Annotated in this window: 21 protein-coding genes; 13 read left to right on the top strand and 8 right to left on the bottom strand. The window is 67.3% G+C overall.

Going from position 1 to position 18,739, the window contains the following annotated elements:
* Positions 1-4: 4 nt before the first annotated feature.
* Entirely contained in the window at positions 5-667 is a 663-nt protein-coding gene (pdeM, locus tag NUW81_RS09275; protein ID WP_245112636.1) for a ligase-associated DNA damage response endonuclease PdeM, read from the top strand.
* On the opposite strand, the gene pabB is transcribed toward pdeM, so the two are convergent.
* The gene (gene pabB / locus NUW81_RS09270; RefSeq protein ID WP_245112634.1) at positions 656-2,416 is read right to left on the bottom strand and encodes an aminodeoxychorismate synthase component I; all 1,761 of its coding nucleotides are present in this window, start codon (positions 2,414-2,416) and stop codon (positions 656-658) included. The genes pdeM and pabB overlap by 12 nt on opposite strands.
* A 97-nt stretch (positions 2,417-2,513) precedes the next feature.
* On the opposite strand from pabB, the gene NUW81_RS09265 reads away from it, so the two are divergent.
* The 7 genes from NUW81_RS09265 to NUW81_RS09235 all read left to right on the top strand — a co-directional run bounded on the left by NUW81_RS09265 (position 2,514) and on the right by NUW81_RS09235 (position 7,561).
* Positions 2,514-3,731, top strand: a complete 1,218-nt coding sequence (locus NUW81_RS09265; RefSeq protein ID WP_245112631.1) for a dipeptidase — start codon at positions 2,514-2,516, stop codon at positions 3,729-3,731.
* Between the two features lie 11 nt (positions 3,732-3,742).
* Positions 3,743-4,414 (top strand): MBL fold metallo-hydrolase, encoded by a 672-nt coding sequence (locus tag NUW81_RS09260; protein WP_245112628.1) that lies wholly within the window; start codon positions 3,743-3,745, stop codon positions 4,412-4,414.
* Between the two features lie 147 nt (positions 4,415-4,561).
* Entirely contained in the window at positions 4,562-4,741 is a 180-nt protein-coding gene (gene rpmF, locus NUW81_RS09255) for a 50S ribosomal protein L32 (protein WP_245112626.1), read from the top strand.
* 24 nt (positions 4,742-4,765) lie between these two features.
* Positions 4,766-5,821: a phosphate acyltransferase PlsX gene (gene plsX, locus NUW81_RS09250; protein WP_245112624.1), complete on the top strand. Its 1,056-nt coding sequence runs from the start codon at positions 4,766-4,768 to the stop codon at positions 5,819-5,821.
* Positions 5,821-6,780 (top strand): beta-ketoacyl-ACP synthase III, encoded by a 960-nt coding sequence (locus NUW81_RS09245; protein ID WP_280638885.1) that lies wholly within the window; start codon positions 5,821-5,823, stop codon positions 6,778-6,780. Before plsX ends, NUW81_RS09245 begins: the two co-directional genes overlap by 1 nt.
* A gap of 129 nt (positions 6,781-6,909) precedes the next feature.
* Positions 6,910-7,242: an integration host factor subunit alpha gene (locus NUW81_RS09240; RefSeq protein ID WP_245112621.1), complete on the top strand. Its 333-nt coding sequence runs from the start codon at positions 6,910-6,912 to the stop codon at positions 7,240-7,242.
* A gap of 4 nt (positions 7,243-7,246) precedes the next feature.
* Positions 7,247-7,561 carry a MerR family transcriptional regulator gene (locus NUW81_RS09235; protein ID WP_245112618.1) on the top strand — a complete coding sequence of 105 codons (315 nt, stop codon included), beginning with the start codon at positions 7,247-7,249 and terminating at the stop codon, positions 7,559-7,561.
* Here NUW81_RS09235 and NUW81_RS09230 read toward each other — a convergent pair.
* On the bottom strand, positions 7,558-8,058 hold the full coding sequence (locus tag NUW81_RS09230) for a SixA phosphatase family protein (protein WP_245112616.1): 501 nt from the start codon (positions 8,056-8,058) through the stop codon (positions 7,558-7,560). The genes NUW81_RS09235 and NUW81_RS09230 overlap by 4 nt on opposite strands.
* Positions 8,051-10,741, bottom strand: coding sequence for an ATP-dependent DNA helicase (locus tag NUW81_RS09225; protein ID WP_376741945.1), 2,691 nt, complete (start codon positions 10,739-10,741; stop codon positions 8,051-8,053). Before NUW81_RS09225 ends, NUW81_RS09230 begins: the two co-directional genes overlap by 8 nt.
* 89 nt (positions 10,742-10,830) lie before the next feature.
* Here NUW81_RS09225 and NUW81_RS09220 point away from each other — a divergent pair, with 89 nt between their 5' ends.
* Complete coding sequence (locus NUW81_RS09220) at positions 10,831-11,850, top strand: adenosine deaminase (RefSeq protein ID WP_245112614.1); 1,020 nt, start codon at positions 10,831-10,833, stop codon at positions 11,848-11,850.
* Positions 11,847-12,404 carry a phosphoribosyltransferase gene (locus tag NUW81_RS09215; protein WP_245112613.1) on the top strand — a complete coding sequence of 186 codons (558 nt, stop codon included), beginning with the start codon at positions 11,847-11,849 and terminating at the stop codon, positions 12,402-12,404. Before NUW81_RS09220 ends, NUW81_RS09215 begins: the two co-directional genes overlap by 4 nt.
* A gap of 3 nt (positions 12,405-12,407) precedes the next feature.
* Here NUW81_RS09215 and NUW81_RS09210 read toward each other — a convergent pair whose 3' ends face one another.
* Positions 12,408-12,623 (bottom strand): hypothetical protein, encoded by a 216-nt coding sequence (locus NUW81_RS09210; RefSeq protein WP_245112612.1) that lies wholly within the window; start codon positions 12,621-12,623, stop codon positions 12,408-12,410.
* Positions 12,624-12,722: 99 nt separating this feature from the next.
* Between NUW81_RS09210 and NUW81_RS09205 the strand changes: the two genes are divergently transcribed.
* On the top strand, positions 12,723-14,321 hold the full coding sequence (locus tag NUW81_RS09205; protein WP_245112611.1) for a lysine--tRNA ligase: 1,599 nt from the start codon (positions 12,723-12,725) through the stop codon (positions 14,319-14,321).
* 33 nt (positions 14,322-14,354) lie between these two features.
* Here the strand turns inward: NUW81_RS09205 and NUW81_RS09200 are convergent, their stop codons facing one another.
* The 4 genes from NUW81_RS09200 to NUW81_RS09185 form a co-directional block, all read right to left on the bottom strand.
* Complete coding sequence (locus NUW81_RS09200) at positions 14,355-14,825, bottom strand: hypothetical protein (RefSeq protein ID WP_245112610.1); 471 nt, start codon at positions 14,823-14,825, stop codon at positions 14,355-14,357.
* A 151-nt stretch (positions 14,826-14,976) separates the two neighbouring features.
* Complete coding sequence (locus NUW81_RS09195) at positions 14,977-15,210, bottom strand: hypothetical protein (RefSeq protein ID WP_245112609.1); 234 nt, start codon at positions 15,208-15,210, stop codon at positions 14,977-14,979.
* A 129-nt stretch (positions 15,211-15,339) separates the two neighbouring features.
* A complete protein-coding gene (locus NUW81_RS09190) occupies positions 15,340-16,338 on the bottom strand; it encodes an RcnB family protein (protein ID WP_245112607.1) in 999 nt (332 codons plus the stop codon).
* An 11-nt stretch (positions 16,339-16,349) separates the two neighbouring features.
* A complete protein-coding gene (locus tag NUW81_RS09185) occupies positions 16,350-16,889 on the bottom strand; it encodes a (2Fe-2S)-binding protein (protein ID WP_245112604.1) in 540 nt (179 codons plus the stop codon).
* Positions 16,890-16,956: 67 nt separating this feature from the next.
* Between NUW81_RS09185 and NUW81_RS09180 the strand changes: the two genes are divergently transcribed.
* The gene (locus tag NUW81_RS09180; RefSeq protein WP_245112602.1) at positions 16,957-17,754 is read left to right on the top strand and encodes an alpha/beta fold hydrolase; all 798 of its coding nucleotides are present in this window, start codon (positions 16,957-16,959) and stop codon (positions 17,752-17,754) included.
* Positions 17,755-17,819: 65 nt separating this feature from the next.
* Positions 17,820-18,728: a transglutaminase-like cysteine peptidase gene (locus NUW81_RS09175; RefSeq protein ID WP_245112599.1), complete on the top strand. Its 909-nt coding sequence runs from the start codon at positions 17,820-17,822 to the stop codon at positions 18,726-18,728.
* The last annotated feature ends 11 nt before the right edge of the window (positions 18,729-18,739 follow it).

Below are 18,739 nucleotides of genomic sequence, written 5' to 3'. Positions count from 1 at the left end.
AGCCATGGTTCCCCTTTCGTTCGCCTCCCGAAACTTCTCCGTGTTGCCGTCGGGCGCGCTGTTCTGGCCCGACCAGGCGGCGCTGCTGATCGCCGACCTGCACCTCGAGAAGGCGAGCTGGTTCGCACGCTTCGGCCAGATGCTGCCGCCCTATGACAGCGAGGCGACAATCGACGCGGTGGCGGAGGATGTCGCACTGTCGAAGGCGCGCGCCGTCTATTGCCTCGGCGACAGTTTCCACGACCGCTTCGGCTGCGACCGCCTGCCCGAACGGGCACGCGCCAAGCTCACCGAGCTGACGGAAGGCCTGCGCTGGGTCTGGATCACGGGCAACCATGACGCCGGCATGATCGATCATTGCGGGGGCGAAGTGGTGGTCGAGAGCGTGGTCGAGGGACTCGTCCTGCGCCACGAGGCCGAAGCGGACGAGACGCGCCCCGAACTGTCGGGCCACTTCCACCCCAAGCTCCGCATCAAGGCGCGCGGGCGGCGGGTATCGCGGCGCTGCTTCGTGGCGACGGACACCAAGATGATCCTGCCCGCCTATGGCGCGCTGACGGGCGGGCTCGATGCCGACCATCCCGAGATATTGAAAGCGATGGGCGGCGGCGCGAGCGCGCTGGTGCCGGTGTCGGACCGCGTCCTGCGCTTCCCCCTAGCGGCCTGAGACGAGCCGCGCGCCGACGAGGCCGCGCACCGAATTGCCGATATAGAAGCCTGTTTCGAGGTCGGCGCGGGTAAGCCCGCCCTCGACCGCACGGCCTTCCTCGAGGAGGCGCTGGCGCAGCACGCCGGGCAGCAGCCCGAGCTCGGCGGGCGGGGTCACGAGCCGCCCGTCCTTCTCGACGAACAGGTTGGTGAAGCTGCCCTCGGTCAGTTGCCCGTCCTCGCGCTCGAACAGGGTCTCGAAGGCGATCTCGGGCTCGCGCGCATCGTCATAGAAAGCGCGATCGCTCGTCTTGTGCCGCAGCCGCATGTCCGACGGATCGACCGGCAGCGGCTTCACCTGCACGCTGACCGGCTCCTCGGGCGTCTCGGGGATGGGCAGCAATTCGATCGCCACCCCGCCGCCACGCGCGGCGAGCAGGCGGACGAAGGCGGGGCTGCGGTGGCCGAAGGTGGCGGCCTGCAATTCGTTGCGCGCATCGTGCCGGTCGAAGATGAAGCCGAGGTCGGCCGCCGCGCCCTTGAGGCGCGCCAAGTGCCGCTCGAGATCGACGATCCCGTCCACGGGGTCGTAAGCCATCGTCTCGATAAGATCGAACGGGTCGGCGATCTGCGTCACGAATTGCCCCTTAAGCAAACATTCGTGCCATTCATTGCCGCCGTGCGAATCCACGACAAGCCCCGAACCCAATCCCATCCGCGCCCGTGACCTTTGCGATACAGTCTCGATTGTCCTGATTAAGACGTTAAACGCGGCATTACCCGCCGATCCGTCCGCCGCTGGAGGCGCGATCCACCCCATCGAGCCGGTATAGGCACCCCGCGCATGGGGCTCGAGGTTAACCAGCGCCTGCATCGCCGCGATCTTGGGTGCGCCGGTCACCGAACCGCAGGGGAACAGCCGTTCGAGGACATCGACCGCATCGAATCGCCCCTCGATTCGCGCTGTCACGCGGCTCGTCATCTGGTGGACGGTGGGATAGGTCTCGACGGCAAACAACTCGGGCACCTCGACGCTGCCCGTCTCCGCCACCCGCGCAAGATCGTTACGCAAAAGGTCGACGATCATGAGATTCTCGGCGCGTTGCTTCTCGTCGCGGGCCAGCTCGCGCGCCTCGGCGGCGTCCATGGCGGGATCGGCGCGCCGCGGCGCGGTGCCCTTCATCGGACGGGCAGTAAGGAGGCCGTCCTCGAGCGTGAAGAACTGCTCGGGGCTGAGCGAGACCAGCGCGCCATCGTCATGCTCGAGCACCCCGCCCCAGCCGCCGCCGCCTCGCGCCGCGAGCAGCGCATAGAGCGAGAAAGGATCGCCCGAGACCCCGAGGTCGCAGGGAAAGGTCATGTTGGCCTGGTAATAGTCGCCGGCATGGAGCGCGCGATGCACCTCCTCCACCGCCGCCAGATATCGCGCGCGTGGCATCATCGGTCGCGGCGGATCGACGCGGGCCTCGCCGGTCGCGGCGAGCAGGGCGGCTCGCTCGACCTGCCGCGGTGCCTCGAACACCCCGAACAGGAGGAGCGGCCCCTCCCCTTCGCGCCCTTGCCCTTCGAGCGCGGGGTCAAGCGCGAAGCCCGCCTCATAGGCAAGGTAGCCCGCGACATGATGCCCTTCGGCCAGCGCGGCGCGTAGCGCATCGAGCGCGGGGCGCACTTCTTCCTCGCGCATGGCGCGGATGGTGCGCAGCGGCTGCTCGAACAGGAGAGACTGGGAAACGCCGTCGGGGCGCGCATCGTCAAACAGGATCCGCATCGCGCTCCCATGAACCCGCGCCGCGCCGCCGTAAAGCCGTGGCTTTACGACCCCCGCCCATCTGGGGCACGGATGGACGCAAAGGAGACGCTTTTTCATGTTCAGCCTGACCCTCGCCGCCGCGCTTGCCGCGACCCAGCCCGCCGCCAGCGACGTCGACGCCCGCGTCGCGCGCATCCTGTCGCAGACCCCGCTGGTCGACGGGCACAACGACCTTCCCTATGCGCTCGCGGGCGATGCCGGGGGCTCGGTCGAGGGCATCGATGCGGGCACGCCCTACATGACCGACCTCGAACGCATGCGCGAAGGCCGCGTCGGCGCCCAGATGTGGTCGGTCTATATCCCCGCCTCCACCACCGGCGATGAGGCCATCCGCACCACCATCGAACAGCTCGACACTGTCGACCGCATGGTCCGCGCCTATCCGCAAGACCTCGCCTGGGCGCGCACCGCCGACGAGGTGGTGGCGCAGTTCCGCGATGGCCGCATCGCCTCGATGGCGGGCGTCGAGGGTGGCCACCAGATCGGCGGCAAGCTCGCCGCGCTCCGTCAGTTCAAACGGCTGGGCGCCATCTACATGACGCTGACCCACAGCCGCACCACCGGCTGGGCCGACAGTGCCACCGACGCGCCCAAACATGGCGGCCTGTCCGACTTCGGCCGCACCGTGATCGGCGAGATGAACCGCGTCGGCATGCTCGTCGATTTGAGCCACGTCAGCGCCGAGGCGATGCATGACGTGCTCGACATGACGAAGGCGCCCGTCATCTTCAGCCATTCCAACGCCCGCGCGCTCGCCACCCATCCGCGCAACGTGCCCGACGCCGTGCTGGAGCGCCTTTCCGACAATGGCGGGGTGGTCATGGTGACCTTCGTTCCGACGTTTCTTGCGGACGAAATCTGGCAGTTCAACGCCGGCCGGACCGCTTTCGAAGCCGGGCTCGAGGCGACCAACCCCGGCAGCCCCGAGACGGTCGAGGCGGCAATGAAAATCTTCGACGAGAATCACGAGCGTCCTGCGGCCACCATTGCGATGGTCGCCGACCATATCGAGCATATCGCGAAGGTCGCCGGCCACGACCATGTCGGCATCGGCGGCGACCTCGACGGCATCAGCCAGACGGTCGAAGGCCTCGATTCGGTCGACGATTATCCCGCGCTCTTCGCCGAGCTGGTGCGGCGCGGCTGGTCCGACGAGAATCTCGCCAAGCTCGCCGGCGGCAACGTGCTGCGCGTGATGCGCGCCGCCGAAGCGGTCGCCACGGACTTGGCCGCCGCCCCCGCCGCGCTCGACAAGCCGGACATGGCCGACTAGCCAGCACTGCCATGACCGACACCCCCCTGCCGCCCCTCAAGGCCGCGATCATCCCCGTGACGCCGCTCCAGCAGAATTGCACGCTCTTCTGGTGCACGAAGACCAACAAGGCCGCGCTGTGCGACCCGGGCGGCGATCTCGACAAGTTGAAGGCCGCGATCGCGCAGACCGGCGTTGAGGTGGAGAAGATCCTCCTTACCCACGGCCATATCGACCATTGCGGGCAGGCACGGGTGCTCGCCGAGGATCTCGGCGTGCCGATCGAGGGGCCGCATGTCGATGACAAGTATTGGATCGACCGCCTGCCGGAGGACGGCGCCAAATACGGCATCCCGGGGTCGAGCTTCGAGAGCGACCGCTGGCTCGAGGATGGCGACACGGTCACGGTCGGCGAGCTTGTCTTCACCGTCCACCATTGCCCCGGCCACACACCCGGCCATGTCGTCTTCCACAATGCCGAATCGAAGCTCGCGCTGGTCGGCGACGTGTTGTTCAAGGGCTCGATGGGGCGCACCGATTTCCCGCGCGGTAATCACCAGGACCTGATCGACGCGATCACGCAGAAACTCTGGCCGCTGGGCGATGAAACCGCTTTCGTGCCCGGCCACGGGCCGATGAGCACCTTCGGGCACGAGCGGGCGACCAATCCCTTCGTCGGCGACGCCGCGCTGGGGCGTGGTTGAAAACCGTGTCGCCGGAGGGGCTTCCGGCCCTTGCATCCTTGGCCATTTTCGCTATAGGACGCGCCACGAGCGACCTCCCGGCGTCCGCATTTCATCGGGACGCGGTGGTCGCTGTTTTATTTTCGATCAGTAGATGAAGGTGCCGTCATGGCCGTCCCGAAGAGAAAAACCTCGCCCTCCAAGAAGGGCATGCGTCGCAGCCACCATTCGCTGACGCCCGCCGCGTTCCAGGAATGCCCGAACTGCGGCGAACTCAAGCGCCCGCACAACCTGTGCGATGCCTGTGGCCACTATAACGGCCGCGAAGTCATTTCGCTCGACGACTAAGTCTCGAGCGAAGCGCAGCTAGCAGTGGCCGCAAACCCACGGATCGCGATCGACGCCATGGGCGGCGATGTCGGGCCGTCGGTTATGGTCGAGGGCGCCGCCCTCGCCCGGCGGCGTGATCGCGACCTGCGCTTCGACCTCTATGGCGACAAGGATCGTATCGCTGCCGAGCTGGCGCGGTACGAAAAGCTGGCGGCTGTGTCGACGATCCATCACTGCGATGGGCTGATCGAGGCCGATACCAAGCCGAGTCAGGCGATTCGCAAATCGAAGGGTACTTCGATGGGCGAGGCTGTGCGCGCGGTGAAGGACGGGACCAGCCACGCCGCCGTCTCGGGCGGCAACACCGGCGCCCTGATGGCAATCTCCAAGCTCGCGCTCCGGACGATGGAGGGCATCGACCGCCCGGCCCTGTCGGCGCTCCTGCCGACCGTGCGCGAGGATGACCTCGTCATGCTCGACCTCGGCGCCAATACCGAGTGCGATGCCCAGAACCTCGTCCAGTTCGCGGTGATGGGCGCGGCCTATGCGCGCACCGTCATGGAAAACCAGCGCCCGCGCGTGCGCCTCCTCAACATCGGCACCGAGGACCTCAAGGGGACCGACGAGCTGAAGGACGCCGCGCAGCTCTTGCGCGATGCCAACTATCTCCCCTTCGACTTCCAGGGCTTCACCGAAGGTGACAAGCTTGCCCGCGGCGATGTCGATGTCGTCGTCACCGACGGCTTTTCGGGCAATATCGCGCTGAAGACCGCCGAGGGCACCGCGCGCTTCGTCACCGACCTCTTGCGCAACGCCTTCAAGTCGTCGATCCGAAGCCGCATGGGCTTCCTTATCTCCAAGCCCGCGATGCGCCTCCTCAAGGTCCATCTCGACCCCAACAATCACAATGGTGCGGTCTTTCTCGGCCTCAATGGCATCGTCGTGAAAAGTCACGGCGGGGCGAGCGCCAAGGGTGTCGCCAATGCGATCGCCGTGGCAGGGTCGATGGTTCGCAACGAGATCACCCAGAAGATCACGGACGATCTCGAGAAATTCCGGAGCCACACGCTCGATAAATTGAACGAGGCCGCCAAGTAATGATCCGTTCGGTCGTCAAGGGTTCGGGCAGCGCGCTGCCGAAACGCTGCGTTTCCAACCACGAACTGGCCGAGAAGATCGACACGTCGGACGAGTGGATCGTCGAGCGCACCGGGATTCGCCAGCGCCACATCGCGGGCGAGGATGAAACCACCTCGACGCTCGCCACCGAGGCCTCGTGCAAGGCGCTCGAGGCCGCAGGCGTTTCCGCCGATAGCGTCGACATCATCATCCTCGCCACCGCCACTCCCGACGAGACCTTCCCCGCGACCGCCACCAAGGTACAGGCCGCGCTCGGCATCAAGGACTGCGTTGCCTTCGACGTGGCGGCCGTGTGCACCGGATTCCTCTACGCCATCAGCGTGGCGGATTCGCTCCTGCGCACCGGCATGGGCAAGCGCGCGCTGGTCATCGGCGCCGAGACCTTCAGCCGCATCCTCGACTGGGAAGATCGCGGCACCTGCGTGCTGTTCGGCGACGGTGCGGGCGCGATGGTGCTCGATGCCGAAGAGAGCGACGAGCAGGGCATCCTCGCCGCCAAGCTCCATGCTGCGGGCGAGCATCACGACCTTCTCTATGTCGACGGCGGCCCCTCGACCACGCAGACCGTCGGCCATTTGCGCATGCGCGGGCGCGAGGTGTTCCGCCACGCCGTCACCAATCTCGCCGAGGTGCTGACCGAGACGCTCGAGGCCGCCGGACTCTCGGCCGCCGACGTCGACTGGGTCGTCCCGCACCAGGCCAATGCGCGCATCCTCGATGCCACCGCCAAGAAGCTCGGGCTCGACCCCGACAAGGTCGTCGTCACCGTCGACCGGCACGCCAATACGTCGGCTGCCTCCGTCCCGCTCGCCTTCGACGTCGCCGTGCGTGACGGGCGCATCAAGCGCGGCGACCTCGTCCTCCTCGAGGCGATGGGCGGCGGGCTGACCTGGGGCGCGGCGGCGCTGCGCTATTAACGACTGACCCCTTGAACTTGCACGAAAATTAGGCAAGGATTCGCTCGCACGGGCCGTTCGGGCCTGATGCGAAACGATTTTTTCGGCACGGTCACAGGGGGCAGTGCCAACAGGGGCGGGAGTTTCATCATGGCGGATGCCGGCATTGCACGCAGCCACGGTCACGAGAATGTCGATGCGGGGACGCTGACGCGCGCCGACCTTGCCGATGTCGTGCACGTCAAACTGGGCCTGAGCCGCGCCGAGTCGGCCTCGCTGGTCGAGCGCCTGCTCGCCCATATGTGCGAGTCGCTGTCGAACGGCGAGAACGTCAAGATCTCGGGCTTTGGCAGCTTCATCCTGCGCGACAAGGGCGAGCGCATCGGGCGCAACCCCAAGACCGGCGTCGAAGTACCGATCGCGCCGCGCCGCGTCATGACCTTCCGCGCCAGCCAGATCATGCGCGACCGGATCGCCGGCTAAGGCCTTGGCCCGCGCGAAGGACCCCACCGCCTTCCGCACCATTGGCGAATTGTCCGACGAGATCGGGGTGGCGCAGCATATCCTGCGCTACTGGGAAACCAAGTTTCCCCAGCTGAAGCCGCTCAAGCGCGCGGGCAACCGCCGCTATTACCGTCCCGCCGATGTCGACGTGGCGCGCCGGATCGACACCCTCCTCAACCGCGAGGGCTATACGATGGAGGGGGCGAAGAAGGCGCTGCGCGAACCGCCGCCGCCGCCGTCCGACCTCGACCGCCTGCGCGGCATCCGCGACCGGCTGGCAAAGGCCCTGTCGCGCTAGAGGTCCTTCGGGCGGGTAAAGCCAAGCAGCCGCCCGCGCCCGCGATCCAGCATCGGCCAGTCGCCCTCGATCCCGATCCGCGCCAGCGCCGCCGTCGGGAACTTGCGCGCCAGCTGCTCCATCCCCTCGCCGCCTTGGCCCCGCACCAGCGCGAACGCGCAGTCGTGCAGCCCCGGGTTGTGGCCGACGATCATCAGCCGCTCACCCCGCGCCTGCCGCGCCAGCATGATCAACGTGTCGGCGCTCGCGCCGTAGAGGCTCGGCACCACCTGCGGCTCGGGCAGGCCGGGGCAGCTAGCGCGCAAGCCCTCGATTGTCTGCTCTACCCGCGTGGCGGGACTGACCCACAGCTGGTCGATCGTGCCGAGGGTGTCGAGATGGCGGCCCATCGCCTGCGCCGCCTCCCGCCCACGCGCGTTCAGGGGGCGCTCGACATCGCGCAAGCCCGGGTCGCCCCAGTCGGACTTGGCGTGACGCAGGAGGAAGAGTTCAGGCATCCTGCCGCGCATTGTCGGTGATAATGCGCCTGTCGGCAACCCGACGCACTGCCTCCTCGAGCGGCACGCGTTCGACGCTCACCCCCTCGGGGAAGGCGGTCATGAGCCGTGACGGGCTGGCGGCGGACAAGAGCACGAAGTGCCCCCCGTCACCCGCCCGGCGCACCAGCCGCCCATAGGCCTGCGCGAGCTTGGCGCGCACCACCTTGTCGTCATATTCCGAGCCCCCGCCCGCCAGCCGCCGTGCGCCGTGGAGCACGGTCGGGCGCGGCCAGGGGATGCGCTCCATGACGACGAGCCTCAGGCTCTCGCCCGGCACGTCGACCCCGTCGCGCAGCGCATCGGTACCGAGCAGGCTGGCCTTGGGATCATCACGGAACATGTCGATCAGCGTGCCCGTGTCGATCGGGTCGACATGCTGCGCGAACAGCGGAAGCCCCGCGCGCGCCAGGCGGTCGGCGATCCGCGCGTGGACGCTGCGCAGCCGCTTGATCGCGGTGAACAGGCCGAGCGTCCCGCCGCCTGCTGCCTCGATCAGCCGCGCATAGGCGCCCGCCAGCGCGGGGAGGTTGTCGCGCCCGAGGTCATTGACCACCAGCACCTGCGTATTGCCGGCATAATCGAACGGGCTCTTCGCCTCGAAATGGCGTGCCGCGACCTCGAGATGATCGGCACCGGTGCGTGCCTCCGCCTCGTCCCAGCCTTCGGTGGTTTTCAAGGTGGCCGAGGTGACGATGACGCTGTGCGAAGGCTCGATCACCGCCTTGGCAAGCGGCCGCGTCGGGTCGAGCCAGTGGCGGTGCATGCCGATGTCATAGTCGCGCCCCTCGACGCGGTGGCAGGCGAGCCAGTCGACGAAATCGGGATCGGCGGGGCCGCCGATGCGCCCGAGCATCGCGCTCCAGCCCGCCACCTGTTCGCGCCGCCATCCCAGTGAATTGATCGCACCCTCGACCCGCGCGCGCGCCTGGCTGTCGAGCCAGTCGGGCGCATCCTCGAGCACGGCTTCGAGCCGCCGCGTCAGCGCCGCCATCGGCTGGGCGAGCGCTTCCATCGCCTCATGCGCGCTCGCCGCCGCCTCGACCAGCGGCGCATCGGGGTCGGCGAGTTCGGTCTCGAGCCCGTAGCCCGCGTCCGACGCCTTGGCGCGCGCATAGGTCATGGCACGGATCGCGGCGAAGAATTTCTCCAGCGGGCCCCACGGGTCACCTTCCTGCACGCGGCCGAGCCAGCCGTCCGAATTCAGGGATTGCGCCGCCTCGACGATCTTGGAAATCGCCTCATTGCCCGCCTCGTCATAGCTGGCGAGGTCCATCAGCCGAGCCTGAAGGCCGCGCCGCCGTCCGCGATGCTTGCCCTCGGGACCGATAATCCAGCGCCTGAGTTCGATCGCCTCGCGCCCCGTCAGCGCCGCCGCGAAAGTTGAATCCGCCGCATCGAACAGGTGATGCCCCTCGTCGAAGACGATGCGGCTCGGCGCATCGGGCCGCCCGCGCGCCGCGCCGATGAGGACGAGCGCATGATTAGCGATGACGAGATCGGCCTCTCGCCCTGCCCGCTCGGCGCGTTCGATGAAGCATTTGCGGTAATGCGCGCAGCCCGCATAGACGCATTCGCCGCGCCGGTCGGTAAGCGCGGTCGCACCCGCCCGCCGGAACAGGCTCGGCAGCCAGCCCGGCAGGTCGCCGCCGACCATGTCGCCATCCTTGGTATAGGCCGCCCAGCGCGCCACCAGCTGTGCCAGCACTGCCGCACGACCCGCGAAACCGCCCTGCATGGCATCCTCGAGATTGAGGAGGCAGCAGTAATTCTCGCGCCCCTTGCGCACCACGATGCGCTTCTTGCGCCGCACCGGATCGGGCTCGATCCGCGCCCCTTCGGCATCGAGCTGGCGCTGCAGCGCCTTGGTATAGGTCGAGACCCACACCGTGCCGCCCGACTTCTCCGCCCACAGCGTCGAGGGCGCAAGATAGGCGAGTGTCTTGCCAATCCCCGTGCCCGCATTGGCGAGCAGCACATTGGGCTGGCGCTCGGCTTTTCGCGGCGCGAAGGCGGGCGCGACCGCCGTCGCCATCGCCCGCTGCCCCTCGCGGCGTTCGGCGCCCTTGCCGGTGAAGGCATCGAGCCGCTTCAGCGCCTCGTCCTCGTCGACATGGACGGTACGCGGCGGCGCAGGCCCCGCGCCCTCCTCCCATTCGGGCAGGCGGGTGAAGAGGCTGCGTTCCATCTTGCCCGGTGTCGGCAGCCGCGCACCCGCGAGCGGCGCCCACGGCCAGCCGGCGCGGGCCAGCGCGCGATTGACCGTCCACGCTCCTTCGCGCTCGTGCCAGTCGTTCTCGCCCATCCGCCCCAGCAGCGTGTCGGCGATCCGCGCCAGCATGAGCGCCGCTTCCTCCTCGCCCGCCGGCGGTTCGAGGCCGACCGCGCGCGCCAGCCCCGACACCGTCGGCACGGAAAAGCGCGCGGGATGGACGAAGGCGAACAGTTCGAGGAGGTCGAGCCCCGACAGGTCGGGCGTGCCCAGTCGTCCGCCCACCATCGGGGCGTTGAGGAGGAGGTGCGGGCTTTCCGCCGCGCGCGCGATCGCCTCGCCGCGCGAGACCGAACGCACCTCGCCCCCCTTGGCCAGCCAGATGCCGGCATGGGTCGCGTGCAGCGCGGGAAGGTCGGGGGGCAGGCTCACCCGCCCCTGATGCCGCGAGGCGAACGGAAGGGCAACAAGACGGTCGCCCGCATTGACTCTGCATGGCGGCATGCCCAGCGTGCAGCGCCATGACCGAGACCTTCTCCGCCGCCGACCGCCGCGAACTGATCGATGCCTTGCCCAAGGCCGAACTGCACCTCCATATCGAGGGCTCGCTAGAGCCCGAACTGCTCTTCAAGCTGGCGCAGCGCAACAACGTCGAGATCCCGTTCGACAGCGTCGAGGCGGTGCGCGCGGCCTATGATTTCTCCAATCTCCAGGACTTCCTCGACATCTACTACCAAGGGATGAGCGTCCTCCAGACCGAGGAAGATTTCCACGACCTCACCCTCGCCTATCTCGAGCGCGTGCACGAGGACGGCGTGGTCCATGTCGAGATCTTCTTCGACCCGCAGGGCCATACCGCGCGCGGCGTCGCCTTCGACACGGTGATGAAGGGCATCGCCAGCGGCCTCGACGAGGGCGAGCGGCGCTTCGGCATCTCGCACCGCCTCATCATGTGCTTCCTCAGGCATCTCGACGAGGAGAGCGCCTTCGCCACCCTCGAACTGGCGCGCCCGTGGCTCGACCGCATCCACGGCGTCGGGCTCGACAGCTCGGAGGTCGGCCACCCGCCCTCCAAGTTCGAACGCGTCTTTGCCGAGGCGCGCGCAATGGGGCTCTTCCCCACCGCCCATGCCGGCGAGGAGGGCCCGCCCGACTATGTCCGCGAGGCATTGGACCTCCTCGGGGTGAAACGCATCGACCATGGCAATCGCGCGCTGGAGGACGAAGCGCTGACGAAGCGGATTGCGGAGGAAGGCCTCGTGCTCACCGTCTGCCCCTTCTCCAACCTCAAGCTGTGCGTCATCGACGCCATCGCCGACAGCCCCCTGAAGACCATGCTCGACCACGGATTGAAGGCGACGGTGAACAGCGACGATCCGGCCTATTTCGGCGGCTATATCTCGGAGAATTTCCATGCCGCCGCACAGGCGCTCGACCTGTCGAAGGACGAACTGAAGACACTCGCGCGCAATGCCTTCACCGGCTCGCTCCTCAGCCCCGCCGACCAGGCGCCGCATCTCGCAAAGATCGACGCACTATGAGCGACAAGATCTGGATCAGCGCCGACCAGCTCCTCTCAGACAGCTTCAGGCTGGCGCGGAAGATCCTCGAGAGCGATTACAAGCCCACCCATATCGTCGGCATCTGGCGCGGCGGCGCGCCGGTCGGCATCGCGGTGCAGGAACTGCTCGCCTTCCACGGGCAGGACGCCGACCACATCTCGATCCGCACCTCCTCCTACACCGGCATCGACCGCCAAGAGAAGGAAGTCCGCGTCTTCGCGCTGGGCTATCTCATCGACACGCTCAACCCCGAGGACCGGCTGCTTGTCATCGACGATGTGTTCGACAGCGGGCGCTCGATCGAAGCATTCCTCGCCGAACTCAAGGCACGCTGCCGCCACAACATGCCGCGCGAGACCCGCATCGCCACCGTCTATTACAAGCCGCGGCGCAACCGCACCGACCTCGTGCCCGACTATTATGTTCACGAGTGCGACGACTGGCTCGTCTTCCCGCACGAGATCTGCGGGCTCAGCGAAGAAGAGATCGCCGCGCACAAGCGTGACGCGGCGACCATCCTCGACCGGGACTGACCCCTATTCCTCGCGGACGGTGGTGGTGGTGCGCGTCACCTCGCCATCGGCGGGCGCGGGGCGCTTCGTGCTGGTTACGGTGTTCATGATCGCGAGACCGACGAGGATGACGGCGCCGATGCCGACCCACAGGCTCGGCACGCCGAGCGTGATCGCGCCATAAGCGAGGCCCGCGATGACGAGCAGGAAACCGAAGAAATAGACCATCGAACTGTTCATGATTGTACTTCCCTCAGATGTTCGGGAAAGTACGCGCATGGCGCCCCGTGGTTCCAAGTGGTTGATGCGGCGCACAAATGGCGATAACCGCTGCGGACCATGACCATCGATCTCGACACCCTCTCCGCCGCTGCACGCAACTCCAAGGCCTGGCCTTTCGAGGAAGCGAAACGGCTGGCCAAACGGTTCGGCGGCAATGTGCCCGAGCGTCCGGTGGTGTTCGAGACAGGCTACGGTCCCTCCGGGCTGCCGCATATCGGCACCTTCAACGAGGTGCTGCGCACGACCATGGTCCGCCGCGCCTTCGAAGCGCTGATGGGGTGGCAGCCGCAAGACGGCAAGACCCGCCTCATCGCCTTTTCCGACGACATGGACGGCCTCAGGAAGGTGCCCGACAATGTCCCCAATCCCGAAATGCTCGCCGACAATCTCGGCAAGCCGCTGAGCCGTATTCCGAATCCGTTCGACACCAAGGATGAAAGCTTCGCTGCGCACAACAATGCGCTGCTGAAGCGTTTCCTCGACCAATATGGGTTCGATTACGAATTCGCGGCGGCGAGCGACAAGTACAACTCTGGCGAGTTCGACGAGGCGCTGCGCACCGTGCTGCGCCGCAACGAGCAGATCCTCGACATCATGCTGCCGACGCTGCGCGAGGAACGCCGCGCGACCTACTCGCCGATCCTCCCCATCTCGCCCACCACGGGCCGCGTCCTGCAGGTGCCGGTCGAGATCCTCGACGCCGACGCCGGCATGATCGCCTTCACCGACGAGGACGGCAGCCGCGTCGAGCAGTCGGCGCTGGGCGGCCAGTCCAAGTGCCAGTGGAAGGTCGACTGGGCGATGCGCTGGGTCGCGCTTGGCGTCGACTATGAAATGTACGGCAAGGATCTCACCGACTCAGGCGTCCAGTCAGGCCGTATCGCCAAGGTGCTGGGCGGCCGCAAGCCCGAGGGGCTCATCTACGAGATGTTCCTCGACGAGAAGGGCGAGAAGATTTCCAAGTCGAAGGGCAATGGCCTGTCGATCGAGGAATGGCTGACCTATGGCTCCGAAGAGAGCCTCGCCTTCTACATCTATCGCGAGCCGCGCAAGGCCAAGAACCTGCACCTCGGCCTCGTGCCGCGCGCGGTCGATGAATATTGGCAGTTCCGCGGCAATTACCCGACGCAGGAGCTCGACAAGAAGCTCGGCAACCCGGTGCACCACATCCACAATGGCGATGTGCCCACCAACACCCTGCCGCTGACCTATGGCCTCTTGCTCAACCTCGTCAGCCTGCCAGGCCTCCAGGACAAGGCGGTCGCGTGGAAGTTCGTCAACCGCTACGCGCCCGACGCGACGCCGGAAAACAGCCCCGAGCTCGACAATCTCATCGGGCTGGCCGTCAATTATGCCCGCGACTTCGTGGTGCCGGGCCTCAAGCGCCGCGCGCCGGTCGGCCATGAGGTCGATGCGCTCAAGATGCTCGACGAGAAGCTCGCCGAGATCGACCCCGCGACCCCTGCCGAGGACATTCAGAACATCGTCTTCGAGGTCGGCAAGGCGTTCGATTTCGAAAGCCTGCGCCACTGGTTCCAAGCGCTTTACGAAACGCTGCTCGGCTCCGCGCAGGGGCCGCGCATGGGCAGCTTCATCGCGCTCTACGGCGTCGAGGAAACGCGAAGGCTCATCGCCGAGGCGCTCGCCTCGGCCTGATCCTGCGGTCCGCCCTGAGGATGGCCGTGCCTGTCACTCGGGCGCGCACAGACGTTCGTCCAGGAACTGGAAGTTGGTGGCGAGGATGTCGTTCGACTTCTGGATGTAGAATTCGGACAGGAAGGGGATGAGCGGGTCGAGATCGAATTGCCGGCTGGTGTCTTTCAGTCCCATTATCGAGTCGGACAAGGCCGTCACGCGGACGAGATAATAGGAACGATCCTGAAACGTGTGGATTTTGATCCGACCGACCCGATGGTCCCGGCCATCGGGAAGCTGCACGAGGAAAGAAGAGAAGCCGACACCGCCGCGCTTGGGAAAGCTTTTCAGTCTCAGCAGCATCCCGTCCGGAGCGCGAACGAAATTGGTTCGCTCGTCGCTTCCGAAGACGATACCGGGGTCACGGACAGGCATTATGAGCCGTGCGCCATGGGGTGGCACATAATCCTCGGGAAGGCCCGAAGCGCAGCGCATTGGCACGCTGCCGCCTCCACTCTCGCTCATACCGCCCCCCTATCTTCCTCACATTTATCGAAGGGTTGCAGAGAGCGCCCGCGATTTGAAGCCACGATCCGCGATCTAAGACAAAAAGGCCCGCCGTTTTCCCGACGGACCTTTCTCGCTCGCGTGACGTCACGCGTGGGGGGCTAGCCCCCTATTCCTCTTCCTCGTGCGCATAGCTCTGCACGGGGTCGGTCGGCTGCTTGCCGCCCGACTGGTTCACGTCGGGCGCGGCCAGGCTGCCTTCGACATGGTCATAGGCACCCACTGCATTGGCGGCATCGCCGCGCTGGCTGTCGGGACGGTTGGTCTGGTCCTGCGGTCCGGGCGAGGCGATCGAGGGACCGCCATTATTACCCTGCGCCTTATTGTGGTTCACATCGGCCATACGCGTTTCTCCTTTGGTTTGAAGGATCAAAGCGTGGGGCCCGAGTCGCGTTCCGATACCACTCCATGAGAAAAGGGCGCCCGCGTCGCCGCGAGCGCCCTTCTCATTCCCTCGCTCGGGGAACCCGGCCTACCAGAAGAAGTCGTAGATCACGTCCACCACTTCGCCCGAGTAGATGTCGACCAGCAGCGCATCGTCATAATAGCGCACCCAGCGATAGGGACCGTAGACGGGCGGCAGGCGATAGCGCCAGGGATCGCTGATCCAGTAGCGACTCGAATAATAGCTCGGCCGCATGTTATAGCCGATGTTGTAACGGCGATAATTCCAGCCGAACGGATCGTAATAATAGCCGAGGCTGAAGATCGTCCGGTTGCGGTCGCGATAGCGGCGCCAGTCGTAGCGACGGTCGGTGCGCCAGTCGTGCGAATGCCAGTGGCGATAGTCGCGCCCGTTGTAGCGCACGATCCGGTCACCGTTGCGGCGCAGGTCGGCCGCGCGCTGCTTGGCGTAATCCTCGCGGTCGCGATAATATTCGCGCGAATGGGACTGGCGGCGCTCGACACGGTCGCGGCGCTCGTCGGTGCGACGCTCGATCCGGCGCTCGGTGCGACGCTCGCCGCGGCGATCGCGAACGCGCTCGCGCTCGAAATCGCGGTCGCCGCGGAGCACGACATTGCCATTGTCGCGCAGGCGCTCGGTGCGGGCGTTGATCTCCCGACGACGCTCGGCGCGATCGACCTGGCGCTCGCCGCGCTGGCGGACCGAGCTGCGCTCGCGGCGCTCGGCGTTCTCGGCGCGGCGCTGGGCCGCTTCCATCCGCTCGTTGGCGGCACGCGCATTGAAGCTGCGGTCGCGGTCGCGGTCGGAGGCCTGCGAACGGTTCTGGCGCGAACGCTCGCGGTTCTCGCTGCGCTGGCGCTCCTGCCGCGCCTCGCGCTGGCGTTCGGCGCGCTCGGCACGCGCCTTGCGGGCACGCTCGGCCCGCGCTTCGCGGCGTTCCTGCGCGCGGTCGTCCTCGGGCTGGGCGGCGGTAAAGTTGGTGCCATTGTCAGCGGCAGTGGCAGCATGGGCGGCGCCGGGTGCAGCCAGCGCCATGGCGAGGGTGATGGTCAAAGCGGTGCGCATGGGCGCTTCTCCTACTCGATACGCTTACTTTCCTTTTCTTCCTCCGCCTTAACCGCTGACCCTAAGCTGAACGTTAAGGTCGGCCTTTCGTCAGCTTTGGCCGATGCCGCGCGCAAAGCCGCCGCCGCCGCCATGCCGGCGCGCACGATCCGCGGCCCCGCCCCGCAGGCGCAGCGATTGGGCAGCGCCGCCAGTTCTTCCTCGCCCGGCGCCGCATTGACGGCGAGCAGCCCCGCCAGCGCGGTGATGAAGCCGGGGTCGCAAAAGCCGCACATGCTCGGCTGCTGGGCCATCCAGGCGGCGAACAGCGGATGGTCCGGCGGCAATCCCTCGATGGTCGTCACCGCCGCCCCCTCAGCGCGCGCGATCGTCAGCGTGCAGGCGCGTACCGCCGTGCCGTCTACCAGCACCGTGCAGGCATGACAGCCGCCATCCTCGCAGCCATGCTTGGGGCCGGTGATATTGGCCGCCTCGCGCAGTGCGTGGAGCAGCGGCGTCTCGGGATCGAGCGCGAAGGCCATCGGCTGGCCGTTGACGGTCATGCGGGTCATGGCAATAGACACTAGGTCGTTGGACTAGGGTTACAAGCAGCCTGTTTTGGGGGAATGTCGGAGCGTTATGCCCGGGGGGACTGACAGCAAGTCGGGGCGCATCGGCGCCATCACGACCGGAACGCGGGAGGCGGGGCGCCTGCCGGTCCTCTTCCTGCACGGCGTCGGCTCGGACAAGAGCGTCTGGATGCCCCAACTCGCCCATTTCGGCGGCGATCGCATGGCCATTGCGGCCGACTATCCCGGCTATGGCGACAGCGATTTCGTCGAAGGCGCGACCCGCGCCGACTATGCCCGTGCCATGCTCGGCCTGCTCGACCGGCTCGAGGTCGACCGCGTCGTGGTCTGCGGACTGTCATTGGGCGGGATCATCGCGCTCGAGATGGCACTTTTCGCGCCCGAGCGCATCGCCGGCCTCGTGATCGCCAACAGCTTCGCGCGCCATCCCGAGGGCGAGGCCATCTACGACCGCTCGGTCGCGGGGGCGCGGGACATGGGCATGGCCGCGCTCGCCAAGGCCCGTGCGCCCATGCTGCTCGGCAAGGACCCGCCCGAGGGGCTCGCCGAGGAAGTGATCGAAGTGATGAGCGCCATCCCGCCCGAGGCCTATGTCCTCGGCGCCGAGGCCGTGTGGCGCGCCGACCTGACCCAGCATTTGCATCGCATCGCCTGCCCCGCACTCGTCCTGTGTGGCAGCGAGGATGCGGTGACCCCGCCCCAGCTGTCCGACGAACTCGCGGCGGCCCTGCCCTCCGCGCGGCGCGAGGACATCGCCGGGGCGGGGCATCTTTCCAATGCCGAGCGCGCCGAAGCCTTTAACCTGTCGGTGGATGCATTTCTCTCCGATTTGGACGAAAAACCATAAGCTTACCGCGATTTTAACCTTAACCCTTAGCCAGATATTCGGCTTGCCTCGGCAAGTTGGGCGGCATGATCAAGCGTGCCTCCCTTCTCGCCCTCCCCGCCATGCTGGCGCTCGCCGGTGCCTCGCCGGCGCTGGCCGCAAGCGCAGCGGCGAGCGCAGGCACCGACCGTAACGCCCCGCCGCCGCGGCTCGCCATTGCCGCCGCGCAACCCGTCTCGAGCCCTGCTGCCGCCAGCGCGATCATCGGCGCCCCCTCGGCGCTCGCCGCGCTCCAGGCGCGCCAGTCGGGCACCCCGCTGATGATGGCGAGCGCACTGATGGCCGCCAAGCCGACCTTCGAGGGGTTCGCCCCCGCCCACCGCGCCGCGCCGATGCTGCGCACCGCCCATGCCAGCCGCCCCGACGTCTTCGGTTCGACCGCGCTGTCGGTGTCGAAGACCGCCTTCGATGCGCGTTTCGCCAATGTGTTCGCGCGCCGCTCGCTCGGCCGTGCCGCCGACGTCGCGCGCCGCTTTGCCGCCGCCGACCGCATGGACGCGCTCCTCGGCATCAACGCCTATGTGAACCGCGCCGTCACCTTCACCGACGACCGCGCCGCGACCGGCCGCGCCGACCGCTGGAACGCCGCCGCGGAGACGCTTCGCTCGGGCCGCGGCGACTGCGAGGATTATGCCATCGCCAAGATGCAGATGCTCCGCGCCGCCGGCTTTGCCGCCGACGACCTCTATCTCGTCGTCTTGAAGGATCTCGTCCGCCGCGCCGACCATGCGGTGCTGGTGGTGCGCCACGAGGGTCGCTTCCTCGTGCTCGACAATTCGACCGACCGCCTCCTCGATTCCGACGCGGTGCGCGATTACAAGCCCGTGTTCAGCTATTCGGCGGGCAAGGCGTGGATCCACGGCTACAAGCGCGAGACCGCGCCCCGCCCGACGCGCATCGCGCCGGTCCAGCTCGCGGCCTACACCGCCAACTAGTCACTACCCCC

Origin of the sequence: Sphingomicrobium aestuariivivum, from assembly GCF_024721585.1 — a bacterium.
Classification (GTDB): Bacteria; Pseudomonadota; Alphaproteobacteria; order Sphingomonadales; family Sphingomonadaceae; genus Sphingomicrobium; species Sphingomicrobium aestuariivivum.
This window is presented reverse-complemented; position numbering and strand designations above follow the sequence as displayed.

Excerpts from the sequence above, each read along its gene's own strand:
- NUW81_RS09205 (WP_245112611.1), top strand. The coding sequence starts at position 12,723 with ATGACCATCGATCTCGACACCCTCTCCGCCGCTGCACGCAACTCCAAG.
- NUW81_RS09175 (WP_245112599.1), top strand. The coding sequence starts at position 17,820 with ATGATCAAGCGTGCCTCCCTTCTCGCCCTCCCCGCCATGCTGGCGCTC.
- NUW81_RS09245 (WP_280638885.1), top strand. The coding sequence starts at position 5,821 with ATGATCCGTTCGGTCGTCAAGGGTTCGGGCAGCGCGCTGCCGAAACGC.
- pabB (WP_245112634.1), bottom strand. The coding sequence starts at position 2,416 with ATGCGGATCCTGTTTGACGATGCGCGCCCCGACGGCGTTTCCCAGTCT.
- NUW81_RS09190 (WP_245112607.1), bottom strand. The coding sequence starts at position 16,338 with ATGCGCACCGCTTTGACCATCACCCTCGCCATGGCGCTGGCTGCACCC.
- NUW81_RS09260 (WP_245112628.1), top strand. The coding sequence starts at position 3,743 with ATGACCGACACCCCCCTGCCGCCCCTCAAGGCCGCGATCATCCCCGTG.
- NUW81_RS09195 (WP_245112609.1), bottom strand. The coding sequence starts at position 15,210 with ATGGCCGATGTGAACCACAATAAGGCGCAGGGTAATAATGGCGGTCCC.
- NUW81_RS09215 (WP_245112613.1), top strand. The coding sequence starts at position 11,847 with ATGAGCGACAAGATCTGGATCAGCGCCGACCAGCTCCTCTCAGACAGC.
- NUW81_RS09265 (WP_245112631.1), top strand. The coding sequence starts at position 2,514 with ATGTTCAGCCTGACCCTCGCCGCCGCGCTTGCCGCGACCCAGCCCGCC.
- NUW81_RS09210 (WP_245112612.1), bottom strand. The coding sequence starts at position 12,623 with ATGAACAGTTCGATGGTCTATTTCTTCGGTTTCCTGCTCGTCATCGCG.
- NUW81_RS09240 (WP_245112621.1), top strand. The coding sequence starts at position 6,910 with ATGGCGGATGCCGGCATTGCACGCAGCCACGGTCACGAGAATGTCGAT.
- pdeM (WP_245112636.1), top strand. The coding sequence starts at position 5 with ATGGTTCCCCTTTCGTTCGCCTCCCGAAACTTCTCCGTGTTGCCGTCG.
- NUW81_RS09185 (WP_245112604.1), bottom strand. The coding sequence starts at position 16,889 with ATGACCCGCATGACCGTCAACGGCCAGCCGATGGCCTTCGCGCTCGAT.
- NUW81_RS09230 (WP_245112616.1), bottom strand. The coding sequence starts at position 8,058 with ATGCCTGAACTCTTCCTCCTGCGTCACGCCAAGTCCGACTGGGGCGAC.
- NUW81_RS09180 (WP_245112602.1), top strand. The coding sequence starts at position 16,957 with ATGCCCGGGGGGACTGACAGCAAGTCGGGGCGCATCGGCGCCATCACG.
- NUW81_RS09200 (WP_245112610.1), bottom strand. The coding sequence starts at position 14,825 with ATGAGCGAGAGTGGAGGCGGCAGCGTGCCAATGCGCTGCGCTTCGGGC.
- rpmF (WP_245112626.1), top strand. The coding sequence starts at position 4,562 with ATGGCCGTCCCGAAGAGAAAAACCTCGCCCTCCAAGAAGGGCATGCGT.
- NUW81_RS09220 (WP_245112614.1), top strand. The coding sequence starts at position 10,831 with ATGACCGAGACCTTCTCCGCCGCCGACCGCCGCGAACTGATCGATGCC.